This window comes from Rhodococcus sp. OK519, from assembly GCF_003051005.1.
In the GTDB taxonomy this organism is placed as follows: Bacteria; Actinomycetota; Actinomycetes; order Mycobacteriales; family Mycobacteriaceae; genus Prescottella.
Genome location: NZ_QAOW01000001.1, coordinates 1,353,184 through 1,371,645, shown reverse-complemented (window position 1 = coordinate 1,371,645; position 18,462 = coordinate 1,353,184). Strand labels below are relative to the sequence as shown.

Genomic DNA, 18,462 nt, shown 5'->3' with positions numbered 1-18,462 from the left:
TGACTCCGTCTCGCTCCTACGACTCGATCCGCGCCCCGTCCACCGAGACGGCGGCCGGGGCGCGGTGGAACAGCATCTCGATCTCCTCGCGCCGGCACGGACGGGTGCCAGGCATCCTGAGCATCGCGGCACCCGCAGCGATGCCGAGTCGCACCGCATCGTGCAGGGGCTGGTTGCGCGCCAGTCCGACGGTGATCCCGGCGAGCATCGCATCGCCCGCACCGACCCCACTGCGGATCGCGACGGGAAGGGCCGCGAACCGGGCGGCCGAATGGGCCGTGACGACCAAGGCGCCGCCGGCACCCAACGACAACACCACGACTTCGCATCGCCCGCCGTCGACGAGTCGGCGGGCGGCGGCGAGCCGGTCCGCCTCGTCGGCGAGGTCGTCTCCGCTCAGCTCCCGCAGCTCCCGGATACTCGGCTTGAGGAGGTACACTCCGAATCTGCTGCGCTGCAATGACTCTCCCGACGTATCGAGCAGGCACCGCACACCGAGGCCGTGGGCCGTCGCGGCGACTCGATCGTAGAAGTCCGGTGGCGTACCCGGCGGCAGCGAGCCACTCGCGACGATGAATCGGGCGTCGCGAGCCACCTCCTCGAGCATCACCAGGCACTGCTCCTGCTGGGCGCGGGTCAGACGGGGGCCGGGGAGCACGAAGCGGTACTGCTCGCCAGAGCTGTCCTCGTCGACGGTGAAGCTCTCGCGAGTGGCTCCGTCGATCGGGATGCGGCGCGTCCACACGCCCTCCTTGTCGAGCAGTCCGCCGAGCACCCCACCCGTGGCGGAGCCGACGGGAAACACCGCGACGACGGACTCGCCGAGCACACGCACGATCCGGGCGACATTGATCCCCCCACCGCCGGGGTCGTAGCGGGGCTCGCTACAGCGAATCTTGTCGGTGGGGCCGACGCATTCGGCAGTCGTCGAGATGTCGAGCGCCGGATTCATGGTGAGCGTGACGATCGCCGGCATCGCAGGACGCCTCCCTCGGGCCCGGGCGGTGACACGGATGAATGCCCGCTCCCCCCATCCGATCGTGGGCGGCACGGTCCGGCCGGTACAGGGCCGAACGGCCCTTCACATGATGCGGCCGACCTGCGCCAATGGATGGGAGGAGTGCCATGGCCACTTGGGAGACAGCTCTGATCGACCGCCGCGGCCTCGACGACCTCGTTCTCGCGCTGCGCGACGACGGGCGTCGGGTGGTGGGGCCGACGGTACGCGAGAGCGCCGTGGTCCTGGGTGACCTCGAGTCCGGCGCCGACCTGCCGGACGGCTGGGGCGTGGTCACCGCGCCGGGCGAGTACCGGCTCGCGCGCCGCGATGACGGCGCCGTGTTCTCACACTCGGCGGGCCCGATGTCGTGGAAGTCGTTCGTCCATCCGCCACGGCAGGTGCTCTGGTCGGAGCGCGGGGGGACGTTCTCGGTCCCAGAACCCGAGGAACCCCGATTCGCGTTTCTCGGCGTGCGTGGCTGCGATCTCGCGGCGATCCGCACGCTGGGAAGCGTGCTGGGCGCCGACCCCGGGGGCTACACCGCACGGATCCTCGCAGACCTCGTGGTGGTTGCCGTCAATTGCATCGAGCCCGGCGGGGTGTGTTTCTGCGCCTCGATGGGCACCGGACCCGGCGTCGGCGGCCGCTACGACCTCGCGCTCACCGAGCGCATCGACGACCGCGGGCACCGGTTCGTCGTCGACGCCGGCACCGAGACCGGGGCCCGCCTGCTCGCACGGATCCCGCACACCGCCGCCACCCGAGCCGACGCCGACGAGGCGTGCGCGGCCGTCGACGACGCGCGCGGACGGATGGGACGTGCGATGCCCGACGTGGACCTGCGGGCGCTGCTGCGCGCCGCCCGCGACGAACCCGTGTGGGACGACGTCGCCGACCGTTGCCTGACCTGCGGAAACTGCACGATGGTGTGTCCGACCTGCTTCTGCACCAGTGCGGAGGACGTGAGCGAACTGGGCGGCGAGGGCACCGAGCGGCAGCAGCGGTGGGCGTCGTGCTTCGAACTCGACTACTCGCATCTGCACGGCGGGAACGCACGTACCAGCGGCGCGGCCCGCTACCGCCAGTGGATGACCCACAAACTCGGCACCTGGTTCGACCAGTTCGGTTCGTCCGGCTGCGTCGGGTGCGGGCGCTGCATCGACTGGTGCCCGGTCGGCATCGACATCACCGCCGAGGCCGCGCGGCTCACTGGCGCGCTGCCGGCCATCGACCCCGAGGACCGGGGGCCCGAGCCGTGATGGGATCGCTGTTGCTGCCGGGCCTGTCCGATGCGGCGCGCGCCCGGCTCGCGGAGTTGTCCACTCCCGCATTGTGGGTGCCGGACGAGATCGTCTTCCGCGAGGGTGAACCCGCCCGGCGATGCTGGCTCCTGCGGAAGGGACGAGTGCAGCTCAGCACCGCGATGCCGGGTCGCGGCGACGTGGTGATCGAGACACTGTCCGGCGGCGACGTGCTGGGCTGGTCCTGGCTGCGGCCGCCGGAGGTGTGGAGCTTCGGGGCGCGTGCGGCCGAACCGACCGAGGCGCTGCAGATCGACGTCGCGGAGCTGCACGAGGCGGCCGAACGGGATCCCGCGTTCGGGTATGCGGTGGCGCGCGCGATGTCGGGACTGCTATTCGACCGCCTACAAGCCACCCGGGCCCGGCTGCTCGATCTGTACGCGAATCGGGGTGCGTCGTGACCACGCCGACATCAGTACTGGTCCCGACGGCACACCGAGTGCTGCACCGCACGGTCGAGACCCATGACTCGGTCACGCTCGAACTGGCACCGACCGCGGCCGCACTGCCGAGCTTCCGGCCGGGCCAGTTCATGATGCTGAGCGTCCCCGGCGTCGGAGAGGTCCCGATCTCGTCGTGCGGGGATCCGACACGTGACGACGGCGTCCTGACCCACACCGTCCGCCGTGTCGGGCAGGCGAGTGCAGCACTGCACGATGCCCCGGTCGGCGCGAATGTCGGGGCACGCGGCCCGTACGGGACCGCGTGGGACCTCGATCGTGCCGTCGGCGCCGATCTGGTGATCGTCGCCGGCGGAGTGGGACTCGCGGCGGTGCGGTCTCCGGTACTCGCCGCCGTCGCGCACCGGACGCGATACCGGAACGTCACGCTCGTGATCGGGGCACGCACCCCGGACGAAATCCTCTACCGCGGCGAACTCGACGGCTGGCGCGCCGCAGGCATCGATGTCGTGGTGACGATCGACCAACCCGCCCGGGACTGGGACGGCCCAGTCGGATTCGTCACCGAGGTGCTCGCCCGGCTGACGGTGGACCCACACCGTACGTACGCCCTCGCCTGCGGACCCGAGGCGATGATGCGGTTCTCGGTGAGGGCCCTCGACACCCTCGGGGTCGACCGCCGCCGCGTGCAGGTGTCGCTCGAGCGGAACATGCAATGCGGCGTCGGCGTATGTGGGCATTGTCAGCTCGGCGAGCTGCTGCTCTGCCGCGACGGCCCGGTGGTGGATTACGCAGTCGCCGGGCCCCTGCTGCATACCCGGGAGCTGTGATGTCCTCGCCACCGACCCTGGCCGTGTGGAAATTCGCGTCATGCGACGGCTGCCAGCTCTCACTGCTCGACTGCGAGGACGAACTACTCACGGTGGCAACCGAACTGACGATCGCGCACTTCCTCGAGATGTCCAGCGCGACCGTCACGGCGACGTACGATCTCTCGCTCGTCGAGGGGTCGATCACGACCGCCGAGGACATCGAACGTATCCATCGGATCCGCGACGCCTCCGAACACCTCGTCACCATCGGTGCGTGTGCGACCGCCGGGGGGGTGCAGGCTCTGCGCAACTTCGGCGATGTCGCCGAGTTCGCGGCGGCGGTGTACGCGAGCCCCGAGTACATCGACACGCTGGCCACGTCGACACCGATCTCGGCACACGTGCCAGTGGACTTCGAGCTGCGCGGCTGCCCCATAGATCGGGGCCAGCTGATCGAGGTCATCACCGCATTCCTCGCCGGCCGTTCCCCGAACGTCCCGGACACCAGCGTGTGCAACGAGTGCAAGCGGCGCGGCCTGACGTGCGTCATGGTCGCCGACGGCACCCCGTGCCTGGGCCCGGTCACACACGCCGGATGCGGCGCGCTGTGTCCTGCACATTCTCGAGGGTGCTACGGGTGCTTCGGACCCACAACGGATCCCAACATCACGTCGCTTGCCGGTTGGCTGCGCCGATGCGGTATGGACGACGACGGCATCGGGCGGGTGTTCTCGACGTTCAACGTCGCGGCCCCCGGTTTCGAGGAGGGGCGCCGCCATGGCGGCCGATGAGACGGAGCGGCGCCGGCTCACGGTCCGGGCGCTGGCCCGGGTCGAGGGCGAAGGCCGACTCGACGTCGCCGTGCGGTCCGGCGTTGTCGAGCACGCCCGACTGGACATCTACGAGCCCCCGCGGTTCTTCGAGGCGTTCCTGCGCGGCCGGGACTTCCGCGAACCACCCGACATCACTTCCCGAATTTGCGGGATCTGTCCGGTCGCCTACCAGGTGAGCGCGTGCAACGCCCTGGAGAAGGCCTGCGGGGTGGCTGTCGAACCGCCGGTGCGGGCACTGCGACGGCTGTTGTACTGCGGCGAGTGGATCGCCAGCCACACGCTGCACATCTACTTCCTGCATGCGCCGGACTTCCTCGGGGTAGCGGACTCGATCGAACTCGCCCGACGCGACCGCGGCGCCGTCGAAAGAGGCCTGGCACTGAAGAAGGCAGGTAACGCGATCCTCGAGACGATCGGGGGGCGTCCCATCCATCCGGTCAACGTCCGCGTCGGCGGGTTCTATCGGGCGCCCACCCGCGCCGAACTCGCCCCGCTCGCCGAAACACTGCGGCGCGCATTGGACGAGGCGCTCGACACCGTTCACTGGGTGGCCGGGTTCGACTTCCCCGACGTGCGCCTCGATCCGGTCCTGGTGGCGCTGCACGACGACGCCGGGTACGCGATCGAGGACGGTGTGATCCGCACGAGTGCCGGCGATCGGTTCCCCGCCGCAGCGTTCGGCGACCACGTGCGGGAGCGCCAGGTTCCGGAGTCGACGGCCCTGCACGCCCGCCTGGACGGCGCGCCGTACCTGACAGGGCCGCTCGCCCGGTACTCGCTCAACGGCGGGCAGATCACCGGGGCGGCGCGGGACGCTGCCATCGCCGCAAACCTGGGCGAAGAGTGCCGAAATCCGTTCCGCAGCATCGTTGTCCGAGCAGTAGAAGTAACGTTCGCGGTCGAGGAAGCTCTGCGGATCATCGACACGTACGAGCGGCCTGAGCCACCGTGCGTACCGGTCGCGGCGCGCGCCGCCACGGGTCATGGGGTGAGTGAAGCACCTCGGGGACTGCTGTACCACCGATACGAACTCGCCGGCGACGGGGTGATCCGGTCCGCCGACATCGTGCCGCCGACCGCGCAGAACCAGGATGTGATCGAGACCGATCTCACCGACCGCATCGGTGAACACCTCGATCTCACCGACGCGGATCTGACCTCGATGTGCGAGCGGATCATCCGTAACCACGATCCCTGCATCTCGTGTGCCACCCACTTCCTCGATCTGAGAGTGACACGCCGGTGAGAGCGCAGTCGAGCACCGTGGTGATCGGACTCGGCAATGAGTTCCGTCGGGACGACGGCTTGGGCCCTGCGGTGGTGCGGGCCCTGGCCGGACAGATTCCGGCCACGACGGTCACCGATGCGATCGATCTGCTCGCGTCATGGGCGGGAAAGCGACTGGCGATCGTCGTCGATCTCGTCGTCCCCGCCTTGTGCCGGCCGGGCCTGGTGCACCGGTGGACCATCGACGACAAACCCGGCCCGCTGGACAGTCACGCTGTCGACGTGGCCGCCGCGCTTGCCCTCTCACGAGTGCTCGGCACCGCGCCCGGTCGGGTGATCATGTACGCGGTCGAAGGTACCGACCTCAGGCCCGGCGTCGGCCTGTCCCCTGCCGTCCGGAGTGCCGTCCCGGTGACGGCCCGTGCCATCGAGTTCGAGATAGTCGGTGGAGCCGCGGTTCCAGACACATGGCAATGCAGGAACGGTCTCGAGGGCACCCTGCCCAACGATCGCGCGCAGTGACTGCCGGTGACTGTTGACGGGCAGGTCAGTCGGGACCCCGGCGTTAGCCGTTCTCGACGTCGGATCGACTGCGGCCGACGTGCGCGTGGACTTTCGCGGCAGAACGAGAAGCGGCCGAATGAGAAAGGGGTTCTCCCCCCGTCAATGAGAGAACGACCCCTCCCTCCTTCGGTTCAGAGGCGCGCGGATCCCAGGAGGTTCAGGTTCATGCCGGATACCAGTGCGTTGTTTGCCAGAGCGAGCCGATTCGATGTGAGGCAGACGATGTTCACAAGCACTGCTTGCAGATAGATCCGCGACAACAATTGGGGGCGAATGGTTTTGGTTTCATGGGGCCGTTGAACGGGACAGCCAGTTGTGCTCGAGCGATCAGGACGTCAGAGAGCCGAGACTCCCCAACGAGCCGGCAGCGGGCGGGTGGCCGAGGTGGCGGCAGTGTTGATCACCGACATCGAGTGGCTCGCGCTCTTGATGACGTACGCGCGAGATCACGCCTGCCGGCTGATCTGATCAAGCCAATCCCCTCACGCCCCCGGCGCCGATACAGGCGCCGGGGGCGTTGCCCCGTGCAGAGAGGAACTCGAAGACCAACTCAGCGAAGCCCACCGCAGCAACCGAACGCCGCCAGATGACAGCAGCACCCGCCAACTGTCCGGGCCGCACAAAAGGGCGATCCCGGCCGCCATCAGGTGTGCGAGCGCACTCGCTGAGCGTGTCCGTGTATCCCCGGGGCTTGCGTTCTACAGCGTGCCGGCAACCTTCCATGCAGAGTGCATCGCCCCTTCGATGTAGTCGACGGATCCGGCGTCGCCTACGACGCGGACGTCGAGACCTGATGCGGAAAGTTCTTCCGCCAGTGGAGCGGCCGCCGACACGCCCGTGGCGACGATCACCATCGAAGCCCGCACCGCAAGCGTTTCCCCGCCTGCGGTGAACTCGACGGTCTTGCGGGTGATGCGCTTCAACGTGGCGTTACGGTGGATGTTGACTCCGAATTCGCGGGCATGCTTGACCGCGGTCCAACGGCGCGGCATCGCCATCGGCACACCCAGCTGTCCACCCTCTGCGACGAGGGTGACACGGGAGCCACGTTCGGCGAGGAACTCGGCCAGCTCGAGGCCGACGAGGGAGCCACCGACCACGACGACGTTGCGGGTCATCGGCAGGAACTTGAGGAACTTGGTGCTCAGGAAGCGAATCTTCTCGGGGCTCTTGGTGATTCCGATCATGCCGCCCAGGCGTCCCATGACGCGCAACAGCGGGGACTGGCCGGATACGTCGCCGGATCCGGTCATCAGTGCGCGCATGGTGTCGCCGGTGTGCACGTGCGGCAAGTTTCCGCCCGGCACGTCCGGACGGTCACGGACGGCGCCGGTTGCGACGACGACCACATCGGGGGAGAGCGCCCGGACGTTCTCGGGGGTGGCCACGGTGTTGAGCCGGACGTCGACGTCGGAGCGGCCCACTTCGTTCTTCAACCAGTTCAGGAGTCGTTCGTTGTCGGGGGTGGTCAGTGTGGAGAACCACAATGTTCCGCCCAGGCGATCGGTCTTCTCGAGGACGGTGACGCGGTGGCCGCGCTCGGCGGCAATGCGTGCGGATTCGAGACCGCCGGGGCCGGAGCCGACGACGACCACGTGCTTGCGCGCCTTGACGGCGGGGAACGGCAGCAGCGTTTCGTTGCCGAGGGCCGGGTTGACCGCGCACAGCGGGGTATCGTCCCAGAAGTTCTCCTGCACGCATACGTAGCAGTTGATACAGGGGCGAACCCGCTCGGGCGTACCAGATTTGAGCTTGTTCACCACATCGGGGTCGGCGAGGAGCTGGCGGCCCATTGCAACGAAGTCGGTGCGTCCTTCGGCGATCATCTTCTCGCCGACCTCGGGCAGCATGCGGCCGACGGTGATGACCGGGACCGACACGGCGCGTTTGATGACGGCTGCGTTGTCGGTGTAGAAACCGACCTTGTTCGGCAGCGGGCCGTCGGTGAAGTTCGCGAACGCGTTCAGCGCGGTGCCCGTGACATGGATCGCGTCGGCACCAGCCTGCTCGAGCAGTACCGCCGCGGCGGCCGCTTCGGCGGGTGCCATACCGTTGGATTCGCCGTATTCCTGGCCGGCCAGCCGCACGATCACCGCGAGACTGTCGCCGACCTCGTCCTTGACGGCGCGGACCACCTCGCACGCGAGTCGTGCCCGGTTCTCGAGCGATCCGCCGTACTCGTCGGTGCGCTGGTTCGAGTAGCTGCTGAGGAAACCGCCGAGCACGTAGTTGTGTGCGCAGTGGATCTCGACGGCGTCGCCGCCGGCGGCCTTGACGCGTCCGGCAGCTTCGGCGAACATTCGCACGAGCCAGTCCAGATCTTCCTTGGTGGCCTCGTGATAGGTGGACGTGTTGCCGCCCTGGATGGCGGCCATCTTCTTCAATTCCGCTGGGGTGCAGTCGATCATCGCGCTCATGTCGCTCGGCGGTGCGGGCTGCGAGGGCACGAGCATCGGGCGGTTCTCGAGGGTGTCGATGCGCGCGACCCGGCCGTGGTGGGTCATCTGGACGCACAGCTTGCTGCCGGCGTCGTGGGCGGCGTCGGCGAGCGCCTCGAGGCCCGGGATGAACCGGTCCTCCGACAGGCCCGGTTCTTTCTCGCTGGCGCAACCGAGTGGATATGCGACCGCGCAGCAGCCGGTGATGATCATGCCGGTGCCGCCGGCGGCGCGGGTGGCGAAGTGATCGATGTCGGGTTGGTGGATCTCACCGTCCTCGCACAGATTCATGTCCATAGCCGCGAGCACCACCCGGTTGTCGAGGGTGATCGGGCCGATGGCACCGGGGGAAAGGAGATGGGAGAAAGACTGAGTGTCACTCATGGGCACGAAATTAGTTTGTACGATCGCCGGGTCGTCCTCGGGGTGGTGTCGAACATTCTTGTGCGGCAGGTGTATACGCGATGCGCGCGTATTGCCGTCGCGTCGCGCGCGGGAACCGGCGCGTTCGGATCAAGGTTTGTAGGGCCTCCGCAGCGTTGGATGATGTCGTCGATCGGCACACAATTCGGCATCGTCGCCATCGAGGCGCGGCGCCGGAGGAGCGATGATCATCTGCTCGATCGCCTCTTAAAGGCGCTCGCGGACGGCTGGCGATCCGAGGCACGCACGAGCGCGGCGTAGACGGCGCGCGATACAGCGTTCCGCCCCTTGTGCGTGGCGCCCTGCACTTCAGTCAACGTTGTTGACAAATATCCGTCAACAGTGTTGACTTGCCGATCGTCATCAATGTTGACGAGCAGTCCGCAGAAGGGGTTGGCGCGCATGCCCGACACTCACCATCACCGCCATCCCGACTGCGACCAGGCACTAGGCCGCAGGCAGGCGGCAGCCGCACGCAGTGGCGCTCCGTCGTCGGATCGATGGCGTTCCCGCTGTTCTTCGCGGTGATGTTCGCTCTGCAACGTCGGTTGCGTTCCACAGCCCGACGCACCGCTATGTCGAAGTCGGCGTGGCCGGACCCGAGTCCGCTGCGACCACCCTCGTCGAACACCTCTCCCCCACCTGGGACAACGGGCTCGACAGCAACCGGACCACCTCACCTGTCGTTGGTGGGACTGCACCAAGCTCAACGGATGCATCATGATCTGGGAGACCCCGGGCCTGTCTGTCCCAGGTGTAGGCCAGGTCTACGGCTACGTCCGCACCGGGTGACCCGACGATGAATCACCTGGTCGAGTCCATCTGGCGTGGACGAGCGTCGCTGCAATAGCTATCCAGCCTTCGGCCGTCAGAACAGCGCCACCGATCGCTGAAAGCCACATCGAGCGCGTCGAATACATGCTGTGCGCGCGGTTTCAGGCATTCTCCCCGTCTTGTCCGTCGCCGACCACCGCTGCGCGAATGGTCTTGATGGGGAGGCCGAGTCGCGATTCGGGGCTGCGGGTGAGGAGTTCGTCGATGAATGTGGCGGCTGCGTGTGGGCGACTGGGTCAGGTTGAACCGTGCCCATGTCCAGCGGCGGTTGTCACACCGTTTGCCACGAATCGATCGGCCGAAAGCGGTCATCACACTGAACCGGGGTGTCAGTGCGATCCGCCTACGTCTGAAGAGTCCGAAGTATCAGGCATGGATGGATGAGCCCGAACCGGAGTACGGACGAGGACTAGCGATCGAGGTCGGCGAGACCGCATCCGGTGCGGAAACAGGTTTGCGCGCGCCTCACGCGAATTGGACCACTCACAACTCCGACCTGCAACGCGGTCAATCCCCGCTAAGTTCTTGACGCAAGACACGCCGGGGGAATGGTCGCGATCACGTGCGGCGCTTTCGCGCCCGACGCCCCGGCGTTCGCTGCGGAGACCGCCACTGCCATCTCCTTGCCTCCCGAACTGACGGTCACCTCGCTCACGCGATCGGAGGATGCCTTCGGCCCCGTCGTGATCTCGGGTTGCCTCCCAAACAGCGCAGCACAGCTGGAGGTCTCTCTCGAAGTCCCAGTTGCAGCCGGGTTCGACCCGATCTCGGTGCCGGTGCTGTTCGCGCCCAACCTCGCGATCGACGCCGAAGGCTACAACTCATCCACGGCAGTGCTCCCTGCGGTCACCGACTGGCTGCAGCAATTTCCCCCCGCGCCTTTCAGCCAGCTGCGCTTTACCGCGACCTGCCGCCACCCCACGCTGTCGGCCGCGGTGTGGGTCGTGCCGTACCAGCCGCCGGTCGTGGGCGCGAACCCACCCACACCTGTGCCCGCGCCGCAGCCTTTCAGTGTTGCCTGGAACTCGTCAGCAGGGTGACGATCCGCCGACTACCGTGACCATTCACAGCGGCGATTTCACGCATCCGCGCAAGCCGGCCGGTTTACCGATGACTTATTTTATGTCCTGGTAGACAGCGGGTTTGACGGCTCACCACATCGACAGCTGATCTGGACCGGGCGAGTCTGGGCATCGTCGAACTACTCGAAGGACGCCCCCCTCCCGACCCCGGCGCAGGCCGACGATGCACGCCAGCCTATGACCGCCGCACTGGTGTCAGCGGCCGCAGCTATCGTGCGCGCATACCTGCAACGACGGGAGACCCGAAATTGTGTGGACGCTACGCATCGACCACGACCGACAAGGAACTGCGCTCACTGTTCGACGTCGTCGACTCCGTCGGCGCTGAGCTGCCGCCGTCCTACAACGTCGCCCCCACCCAAGAGGTACGCGTCGTGCTCGAACGTGCGCCCCGTCACGAGCCGACAGCGGGCGCAGAGAGGCAGCTCAGGACGGTCAAATGGGGATTGGTGCCGGCCTGGTCAAAGGACCCCAAGATCGGATCCAGGCTGGTCAACGCCCGCTCGGAGACGATCACCGAGAAGCCCAGCTTCCGGTCGGCCGCCGTGAAGCGGCGCTGCATCATCCCCGCGGACGGCTACTTCGAGTGGATGAAAGACCCTGAGGGCAAAAAGATCCCATACTTCCTGCACGGCAACGAGCCGGTCCTCGCGATGGCCGGCCTCTACGAACTGTGGCCGGATCCATCCAAGAGCGAGGACGACCCGGACCGTTGGCTATGGACCACGACCGTGGTCACCACCCAAGCGACCGATGCCACCGGGCACATCCACGACCGCTCCCCCGTGATCCTGCCCCCGTCGTTCTGGGAGCACTGGCTCGACCCCACGATCACCGACAAGGGCGAGGTGCAGGCGATGGTGAACTCCATCCCCGAACCGCACCTGATCCCGTACGAGGTGAGTACTGCGGTGAACAGTGTGCGGAACAACAATCCGAGCCTGCTTGACCCCATCAACGCCTAACGCACTCCCGGTCAATGCCGCTTTTCGGCGAGTACAGGGGGCGTGACACTCTCCAAATTCGGAAAACTTCCGATTCCGTCGCCCGCAGGAGCTGCGCGCACGCTTCGCCGTCGCGACATCACGAGTCCCCTTTCCTTTATTACCAGGCAATATAAGATTGCTTATAGAGAGAGTGACAGGACGATCATGATGAAGCCCGAGCAGCTCGTCGTCGACTACAGCCGCAACAAGGCCCGCGAGACGGCCGCCCACATCGCCAAGCTGCGCGACCTGCGCCAACTCCACGAACTCGGATACACCCAGGTCAAGCTGGCCAAGCTCGTCGGAGTGAGCCAGCCGACGATCAGCGACATGCTGCGCCGGGCCCGAATCGCGGCCCCCGACGTACGGCCCGGTACACACGGCGGCACCCCGTACGAGATCGCGGCCCGCTACGCCGCCGGCGAGATCGACCGGGTCCTCGCACTGCGCGAGCTGACCGCCTGGCAGTACGACCGCCCCGCCGAGACGAACCCGTTCTCCTGGGTGAACGACGGCACCCCAGTCATCGAGGGCAGCTTCAACATCCAGATTGGACGCGCCCTGCGCGACGGCTTCCTCGCCGACGAGGACTACGACGACCTGCTGAACGCGCTGGCGGACGACTGAACCCGTGCTGACACCTGACGAGATCGAATCCCGCCGCGCCTATCTCGCATCCCTGTCCACCGGAGACGGCCCCCTTCAGCCTGACGCACACTTCGCCTCGGTGAACAAACGTCGCTGGTTCCGGACCATCGACGGGGTCCGGACGCCGAGGATCGCCCGGCTGAGGCTGCACGAGCAGATCCTCGAGCAGTGGCGAATGTCGAAGCCGATGTAGCCGAGGAGCGTTGCGCATTCCTCATGGCCGGCCCATTCGGACCAGGTAAGTCGCCCACGCGCGAGCGGCTGTTTCGCTGCGATCGGCACGCCGAGCGGCCGGTGTCCGACCTGAGCCGGGCCGGCTACACGATCCAGGTCGTCGACGTCGACGCATCGCAGGGCGTCGCCGCCGAGCGCATCGCGGCCAGGTAGCGCCGGGGCCTCCTCCAGGCGCTCAACGAGCCCGCCGATCCCGCCGCGCAGCTCGGTGGCCGGGGAGCAAGCAGGAAGTCCGTGACCGAGGTCAACGCGCTCGCGGGCAGCGCAGGAACTGCGACGTGGGAGGCCAGCGATCCTCGAAGCGCTAGCCGTGCAAGGCGATCCCCTACGGCCTTCAGGACAACCGCAGTCTCCCGCGAGCACTCCGCCTGCGCCGAAACCCGCATGGTCCGAGGGATACGAGTTGTAGGGCTGCTGGTCTCCCGCTGCGTCCGCCGCAACCCTGTCCCAATGGTCATGCGGGCGGTTAAGTCGCAGTCAAAATCTCCTTCAGAACCCCTTCCTGGAACGTCCGTGCTTGCCGACCTGAGGGCGGGGGCTCACCGGACCGTGCGGCAACGGACTGCTCGATCACCTCGACCGGCCGGTAACCGGCCACGAGTAGCTGGCGCCCGCGTCGACTTTGGACAGCCACCGCCCGTAGCGATGCCGGGCCAGCGCCCGGCAGGCCCCGAGGACCGCGTCATCGGCTCCGGCTGCAGGTCGGTCGTCAGCCTGACTGGGCAGTGCCATCCACCAATGCAGTGAGTCGATCAGCAGTCGCCGCAGAGCATCCGGCGGTAGCTCGGCAAAGGCCTCGGGTGCCGGTGGCCCAACCAATACCCGGCCGCTTTGATACAGGATGCTGCGGTCCAGTCCGTACCAAAACTTCCCGTCGCCCGCCGGGCGGTCCGCAGGTTGAAGGCTCTGCCGGAAGGCCATGGCTGGGCCGTCGTTCAACTCGAGCTCGAAGCCTGGGTTCGCGGTGCCCGACTGCGCCGTAGCCACGGTGTAGACCACCAGTTCCAATCCTCGCGCCGGACACGGAAGGGATCTGTGTCGCAATCGAGCGATCAACTCCCGCTTGGCAGCCTCGCTCAGTTGGCCGCGGCAGAGCAGGACGATGTCGATGTCGCTGCGGCCAGGTTGGAAGGCGTTCAGGGCCAATGAACCGGCGGCGTACGCCCCGACGAAATCTGTGTCGAGCACCCCCCGGGCAGCCTTGACGACGGCATCGAGGTACGGCTCCACATAGATGTCCGGCACCATCTCATCATCCCCGGCGCCGACGTCTGAGGGATCTCAAAATGCAGTGGCCTTCCTCGGTTCCAGCTCGCTTGTGGGTGACGAAACCGTTCAGGAAAGCGCCAATTCGGACCGTGTGGTGGGTTGGGGCTACCTCGGGGATTCGTATCGACGGTCGGCGCCTGCGGTGAGCCGGTGGGCCAGGTCGCGTATGACGTCTCTGGGGGTATCGGGGTGTTCGACAACGCACCGGCGATTCAGGCCGGCAAGGACTGCGGGAGTCCAGTCGAGTTGTTCGGCCCGGATACGGACCCTGACCCACGGGCCGGTGTTGGTCGGCGGTGAGTCGATCTCGTGGATGGCCGCGATCCGATAACCCTCCGGCAGGCTCGGCGCGGTGGTAACCCGTGCCGGCGGTGATTCGCCGTCACGCGAGGTAGGTGCCCAGTGCGTCGAGCAGGCCTCGGGTGCCTTCCTCGCGCCCCTGGCCGTCAGCCCAGAACTGGTCGAAGAAGACGCCGTGCTCGACGTGCGTGAATCGGGTACCCGCATCGGTCGGCTCGAATTCCAACGAGGCTACGGACGTCGACATGTGGGCCCCGTCGAGCCACATGTCGTACGTCGTGACGATGCGGATGTGTTCGACGATGTCGGTATATGTGGCCTCGTATCGTGAGACTGGACCGTTGTGGAATTTGCCCTCGTCGACGTCGCGTCCGCCGACTCGGAAGTCGAACGCCCACTCGCGAGTCTCCACACGGTCGCTGTCACCCCACCAGCCCAGCTTCTGATTCTCGTCGGCGAACGCATCCCAGACGCGCTCGAGAGGGGCGGGGTAGTCGCGGGTCAGGGTGAATCCGGAGCGAGCGAGTCTGTGTTCCATCGTCATCACTGCGTCCTATCGCGTCAGAGAGACGTGGATTACGCCGCTCTCCGCTACTTCTGTCGAAACTTTGTGGGTGAGTTCGAAGCCGCGCAGGTCGTCCCACAGTCGATGACCACGGCCGAGGAAAATCGGAGCCACCAGGAGGTGCAGGTCGTCGACCAGCCCGGCACGCAGGAAGTCACGCGCCGTGCGGTACCCACCGCCGATGCGCACATCCAGGTCGCCCGCGGCCTCCGTCGCCTCGGCGAGCACTTCCTCGATCGCGGTGTCGCGGAAGTGGAACGTGGTGCCGCCCTTCATCGGGAGAGACGGACGCGGTGCGGTGTGGGTGAGCACATAGACCGCGGTGCCGAACGGCGGTGCGTCGCCCCACCAGCCTTTCCACTCTGCATCGTCGGGAAAGCTGTGGAGGCCGAACATCCCCGCGCCCATAATCTCGGAGCCGACTCCCTCGACGGACGCCATGGCGTATCGGTTGTCGATGCCGGTCGTGCCTGCGCCGCTGGTGTCGCCGAAGACGGTCTCCCGGAATGCGCGGGTAGCTGCGTACGCAGCTGTGAGGCGCTCCCAGTCTTCACCCATCGGGTTGTCAGGTGTCGGGTCGGACGGCGTGTAACCGTCCAGAGAAGCGAATAGGTCCATACGAACGCGGGTCATGTCATATTTCCTTCGGGGTCGTGAGCGCCAGGTGGATGCCGAGCCGGTCGGCTTGATGTTCTGCGGGGGTTCGCTGCTCGCCGAGCCACAGGTGAAGCACGTCGAGGGCACCTGGTCGCAGCCGCACGGTGCGGACGCGCCCGTGCTTCTCCGACGTAACCACTCCCGCGTTCTCGAGGACGCGGAGGTGCTGCATGAGTGACGGCAACGCCATCGAGAATGGTGCCGCGAGATCGGAGACGATCGCAGGAGACTTCGCCAGCCGCTCCACGACGGCCCGGCGCGTGGGATCCGCGAGAGCGCGGAGCACTGCGTCGAGCTCATCGAGATACTTAGGCATATACCTAACGTTAATCGGAGTCTGGGATTTGGCAAGCACATCCGATGCAAGCCGGAAATTCTGCCGATAATTGATGGGCAGATGGCGATGTGGAGATTCACCAAACCGGCTCTTCAACAAACCGTCCCCGACCGACGTCGCCGTTGCGGCTTCCCTGGCGGCTCGGCGACTGCCTCACCAGCCGAGGATCCCGGCACGCTGGGCACGCCCGGGCTCCGGGTCGCGGGTCCAACCCCACAGCTCGACGAATCCGGAAGTCATCGGTCACCGTCCCCCGTGCATCCGCCGCCCCTCGCTCGTACCGCCATCCCCCTGTCGGAGATTCGGGTCGATCAGTGCGGGAGGTGCCCGGCTACCGGGACGGAATTCAGTGCACGTCCAGGAAGCCGCCGCGGTAGGTGCTCGCCCGTGAAATTCAGTGGCCGAGAGTTCAGTGACCGGGCCGGGTTCAGTGTCGCCGCCGGATGAGGCGCCGAGTTCGTGTTCGTGGTGAGGGGAAGGTTCTTGTCACTGACGCGGTCGACGGTACGGGCATGGTGAGGCAGGTCCCCGAACGAGCGTTGCCCTCCACCCGCGAGGAGGGTTGGAGGGCAACGTGATCAGCGTGTCGGCACGGGCAGAAAGGGTTAGCTGCCGAAGATCGGGCCGAGGGATCCGAGGGATCCGGTCGCGGGCGGGTTTATCACTGGTGCAGCGGCGACGTTGACGGTCACGGTGAGCGTCAGATCAGGATTGACACCGTTGGTCGCGTGCAGGGTGAACGTGTATTGCCCTGCTGCGGTGGGGGTTCCGCTGAGAGTGCCGTTGGTGAACGTCATACCGGCGGGCAGCAACGCCGGATCGACCACCGTGACGGTCGGTGACGGATTACCGGTGACAGCGAATACACGCGTCAATTCAGTCCCGACAACAGCATCCAAGACGACAGGTACGGCGTCGGTGAACATCGGAGGGGCCGGCGCCGCGGCAACGTCGAGAGCGACGGCCAGGGTGGCCGGGTTTCCGACACCGTTGTCGGCAGTGATGGTGACGGGGAACGATCCTGTGGCGGTAGGTGTTCCGGTCAGGACACCGGCCGGACTGAGGGCGAGTCCGGTGGGAAGTCCGGTGGCGGTGAGGGTCGGGGTGGGGTTTCCGGTGACTGTGAAGGTGTGAGTGAGGGCGGTTCCGGCGATGCCGTTCACGGTGACCGGACCGACATCGACGAACGCCGGAGCTGAAGTAGGTGGCGGCTTCAGCGCCAACGAATGGGTGCCGCCCGCGGCGATGGCGGTGTAGCCGGAGCCTGTCGGGGCGTTGGTCTGTCCGTCGCCGTTGTATCCCCAGGCTGCGATGGTGCCGTCGGCCTTCAGCGCCAACGAATGGGTGCCGGCGGCAATCGCGGTGTAGCCGGAACCCCCCGGGACGTTGCCCTGCCCCTCGCCGTTGTATCCCCAGGTTGTAATGGTGCCGTTGGCTTTCAGCGCCAACGAATGGTTGAAGCCGGCGGCGATGGCGGTGTAGCCGGAACCGCCCGGAGTGTTGGTCTGCCCGAAGGCGTTGTTTCCCCAGGCCGTGATGGTGCCGTCAGCCTTCAGCGCCACCGAATGGACACCGCCGGCGGCGATGGCGGTGTAGCCGGAACCGGCCGGGTCGGTGGCCTGCCCGTAGTTGTTGCGGCCCCAGGCCGTAATGGTGCCGTCGGCCTTCAGCGCCAACGAATGGTTGGTGCCGGCGGCGATGGCGGTGTAGCCGGAACCGGCCGGGGCGGTGGCCTGCCCGTAGTTGTCGCGGCCCCAGGCCGTAATGGTGCCGTCGGCTTTCAGCGCCAACGAATGGGTGCCGCCGGCGGCGATGGCGGTGTAGCCGGAACCGGCCGGGACGCTTATCTGCCCGTAGCCGTTGTGTCCCCAGCCTGTGATGGAGCCGTCGGCTTTCAGCGCCAACGAAAAGCCCTCGCCGCCGGCGATGGCGGTGTAGTTGCTGCCGGCCGGGGCGTTGATCTGCCCGAGGTTGTTGCTTCCCCAGGCAGCAATGGCGCCGGGGGCTGCGACCGGCACCCCGACTGGTACGGCCGTGGCAGCGCCCGCGCCCGCGAGGGCCAGCGCTCCGGAGGTCAGCAGGGCAGCCAGTCCTCGAAGGTGCCGGCGTCGGGGTGGTCGGTGGCGGTGATCGAGCAGTGCCATGGTGGTGTGTGCCTTTCCGGCAGAGTCCGCACGGGGTGCGGTGCGGCTACGGAAAGTAACCACGAATACAGAACATAACGAGCAATCCCCTTGATAAACGAGTGTCGGTGGCGATTGGTCCAGGTTGGGGCTCTGTTCCGTCATCGGCCGTTGCCGAGGCATCGAAGGAACATCGAAGACTCAGACGCGACCATGCGACCGGAGAAGCACGTTCAGATCACTGGTCGACGGTCACCCGGCTGGAGAAATTGTTTTGATCAGCTAAATCGACTGCAACAGTAGTGGATTCGTCATGCGCCACAGAACGCTGACGAATCTCTGCGAGGTCCGCGAAGCTCGCGGCAGTAGGTGCTTCGCCCGCGAAATCAGTGGCGGAGAGGTCGGCAACCGGACCGGGTTCGGCGCCG

19 protein-coding genes are annotated in these 18,462 nt (G+C 66.9%); 12 read left to right on the top strand and 7 right to left on the bottom strand.

What is annotated here, in order from left to right; all coding sequences use genetic code 11:
• Window positions 1-16: 16 nt before the first annotated feature.
• On the bottom strand, window positions 17-976 hold the full coding sequence (locus C8K36_RS06405) for a 1-phosphofructokinase family hexose kinase (protein ID WP_107983500.1): 960 nt from the start codon (window positions 974-976) through the stop codon (window positions 17-19).
• Between the two features lie 131 nt (window positions 977-1,107).
• On the opposite strand from C8K36_RS06405, the gene C8K36_RS06400 reads away from it, so the two are divergent.
• Genes C8K36_RS06400 through C8K36_RS06375 form a run of 6 tightly spaced genes read left to right on the top strand, consistent with a single transcriptional unit; the run spans window position 1,108 to window position 6,096 of the window.
• Window positions 1,108-2,259 (top strand): 4Fe-4S dicluster domain-containing protein, encoded by a 1,152-nt coding sequence (locus C8K36_RS06400; RefSeq protein WP_107983499.1) that lies wholly within the window; start codon window positions 1,108-1,110, stop codon window positions 2,257-2,259.
• Window positions 2,256-2,702, top strand: coding sequence for a cyclic nucleotide-binding domain-containing protein (locus tag C8K36_RS25085; protein WP_107983498.1), 447 nt, complete (start codon window positions 2,256-2,258; stop codon window positions 2,700-2,702). The genes C8K36_RS06400 and C8K36_RS25085 overlap by 4 nt, the downstream gene beginning before the upstream one ends.
• Window positions 2,699-3,532 carry an FAD/NAD(P)-binding protein gene (locus C8K36_RS06390; protein ID WP_107983497.1) on the top strand — a complete coding sequence of 278 codons (834 nt, stop codon included), beginning with the start codon at window positions 2,699-2,701 and terminating at the stop codon, window positions 3,530-3,532. Before C8K36_RS25085 ends, C8K36_RS06390 begins: the two co-directional genes overlap by 4 nt.
• The gene (locus tag C8K36_RS06385; RefSeq protein WP_107983496.1) at window positions 3,532-4,305 is read left to right on the top strand and encodes an oxidoreductase; all 774 of its coding nucleotides are present in this window, start codon (window positions 3,532-3,534) and stop codon (window positions 4,303-4,305) included. The genes C8K36_RS06390 and C8K36_RS06385 overlap by 1 nt, the downstream gene beginning before the upstream one ends.
• On the top strand, window positions 4,292-5,593 hold the full coding sequence (locus tag C8K36_RS06380; protein ID WP_107983495.1) for a Ni/Fe hydrogenase subunit alpha: 1,302 nt from the start codon (window positions 4,292-4,294) through the stop codon (window positions 5,591-5,593). The genes C8K36_RS06385 and C8K36_RS06380 overlap by 14 nt, the downstream gene beginning before the upstream one ends.
• Window positions 5,590-6,096, top strand: a complete 507-nt coding sequence (locus C8K36_RS06375) for a hydrogenase maturation protease (RefSeq protein WP_107983494.1) — start codon at window positions 5,590-5,592, stop codon at window positions 6,094-6,096. The genes C8K36_RS06380 and C8K36_RS06375 overlap by 4 nt, the downstream gene beginning before the upstream one ends.
• A gap of 740 nt (window positions 6,097-6,836) precedes the next feature.
• On the opposite strand, the gene C8K36_RS06370 is transcribed toward C8K36_RS06375, so the two are convergent.
• Complete coding sequence (locus C8K36_RS06370; protein WP_107983493.1) at window positions 6,837-8,960, bottom strand: FAD-dependent oxidoreductase; 2,124 nt, start codon at window positions 8,958-8,960, stop codon at window positions 6,837-6,839.
• 162 nt (window positions 8,961-9,122) lie between these two features.
• Between C8K36_RS06370 and C8K36_RS24685 the strand changes: the two genes are divergently transcribed.
• The 6 genes from C8K36_RS24685 to C8K36_RS24680 all read left to right on the top strand — a co-directional run bounded on the left by C8K36_RS24685 (window position 9,123) and on the right by C8K36_RS24680 (window position 12,936).
• Window positions 9,123-9,260, top strand: a complete 138-nt coding sequence (locus C8K36_RS24685) for a hypothetical protein (protein WP_181319389.1) — start codon at window positions 9,123-9,125, stop codon at window positions 9,258-9,260.
• A 1,121-nt stretch (window positions 9,261-10,381) separates the two neighbouring features.
• Window positions 10,382-10,873 carry a hypothetical protein gene (locus tag C8K36_RS06360; protein WP_107983491.1) on the top strand — a complete coding sequence of 164 codons (492 nt, stop codon included), beginning with the start codon at window positions 10,382-10,384 and terminating at the stop codon, window positions 10,871-10,873.
• Window positions 10,874-11,163: 290 nt separating this feature from the next.
• Window positions 11,164-11,880 carry an SOS response-associated peptidase gene (locus tag C8K36_RS06355; RefSeq protein WP_107983490.1) on the top strand — a complete coding sequence of 239 codons (717 nt, stop codon included), beginning with the start codon at window positions 11,164-11,166 and terminating at the stop codon, window positions 11,878-11,880.
• 186 nt (window positions 11,881-12,066) lie between these two features.
• The gene (locus tag C8K36_RS06350) at window positions 12,067-12,528 is read left to right on the top strand and encodes a helix-turn-helix domain-containing protein (RefSeq protein ID WP_107983489.1); all 462 of its coding nucleotides are present in this window, start codon (window positions 12,067-12,069) and stop codon (window positions 12,526-12,528) included.
• 4 nt (window positions 12,529-12,532) lie between these two features.
• Window positions 12,533-12,742: a hypothetical protein gene (locus C8K36_RS06345; RefSeq protein ID WP_107983488.1), complete on the top strand. Its 210-nt coding sequence runs from the start codon at window positions 12,533-12,535 to the stop codon at window positions 12,740-12,742.
• Complete coding sequence (locus C8K36_RS24680; protein WP_181319387.1) at window positions 12,718-12,936, top strand: hypothetical protein; 219 nt, start codon at window positions 12,718-12,720, stop codon at window positions 12,934-12,936. The genes C8K36_RS06345 and C8K36_RS24680 overlap by 25 nt, the downstream gene beginning before the upstream one ends.
• Window positions 12,937-13,353: 417 nt before the next feature.
• Here the strand turns inward: C8K36_RS24680 and C8K36_RS06340 are convergent, their stop codons facing one another.
• From C8K36_RS06340 to C8K36_RS06320, 5 genes are all read right to left on the bottom strand, one after another.
• Window positions 13,354-14,031, bottom strand: a complete 678-nt coding sequence (locus C8K36_RS06340; RefSeq protein ID WP_258195158.1) for a nucleotidyltransferase domain-containing protein — start codon at window positions 14,029-14,031, stop codon at window positions 13,354-13,356.
• Window positions 14,032-14,434: 403 nt separating this feature from the next.
• Complete coding sequence (locus C8K36_RS06335; RefSeq protein ID WP_107983487.1) at window positions 14,435-14,896, bottom strand: SRPBCC domain-containing protein; 462 nt, start codon at window positions 14,894-14,896, stop codon at window positions 14,435-14,437.
• 9 nt (window positions 14,897-14,905) lie between these two features.
• Window positions 14,906-15,550, bottom strand: coding sequence for a dihydrofolate reductase family protein (locus tag C8K36_RS06330; protein ID WP_107983486.1), 645 nt, complete (start codon window positions 15,548-15,550; stop codon window positions 14,906-14,908).
• A gap of 1 nt (window position 15,551) precedes the next feature.
• Window positions 15,552-15,890, bottom strand: a complete 339-nt coding sequence (locus tag C8K36_RS06325) for an ArsR/SmtB family transcription factor (RefSeq protein WP_107983485.1) — start codon at window positions 15,888-15,890, stop codon at window positions 15,552-15,554.
• A 626-nt stretch (window positions 15,891-16,516) separates the two neighbouring features.
• Window positions 16,517-18,055, bottom strand: a complete 1,539-nt coding sequence (locus tag C8K36_RS06320) for a putative Ig domain-containing protein (protein WP_181319385.1) — start codon at window positions 18,053-18,055, stop codon at window positions 16,517-16,519.
• Between the last annotated feature and the right edge of the window lie 407 nt (window positions 18,056-18,462).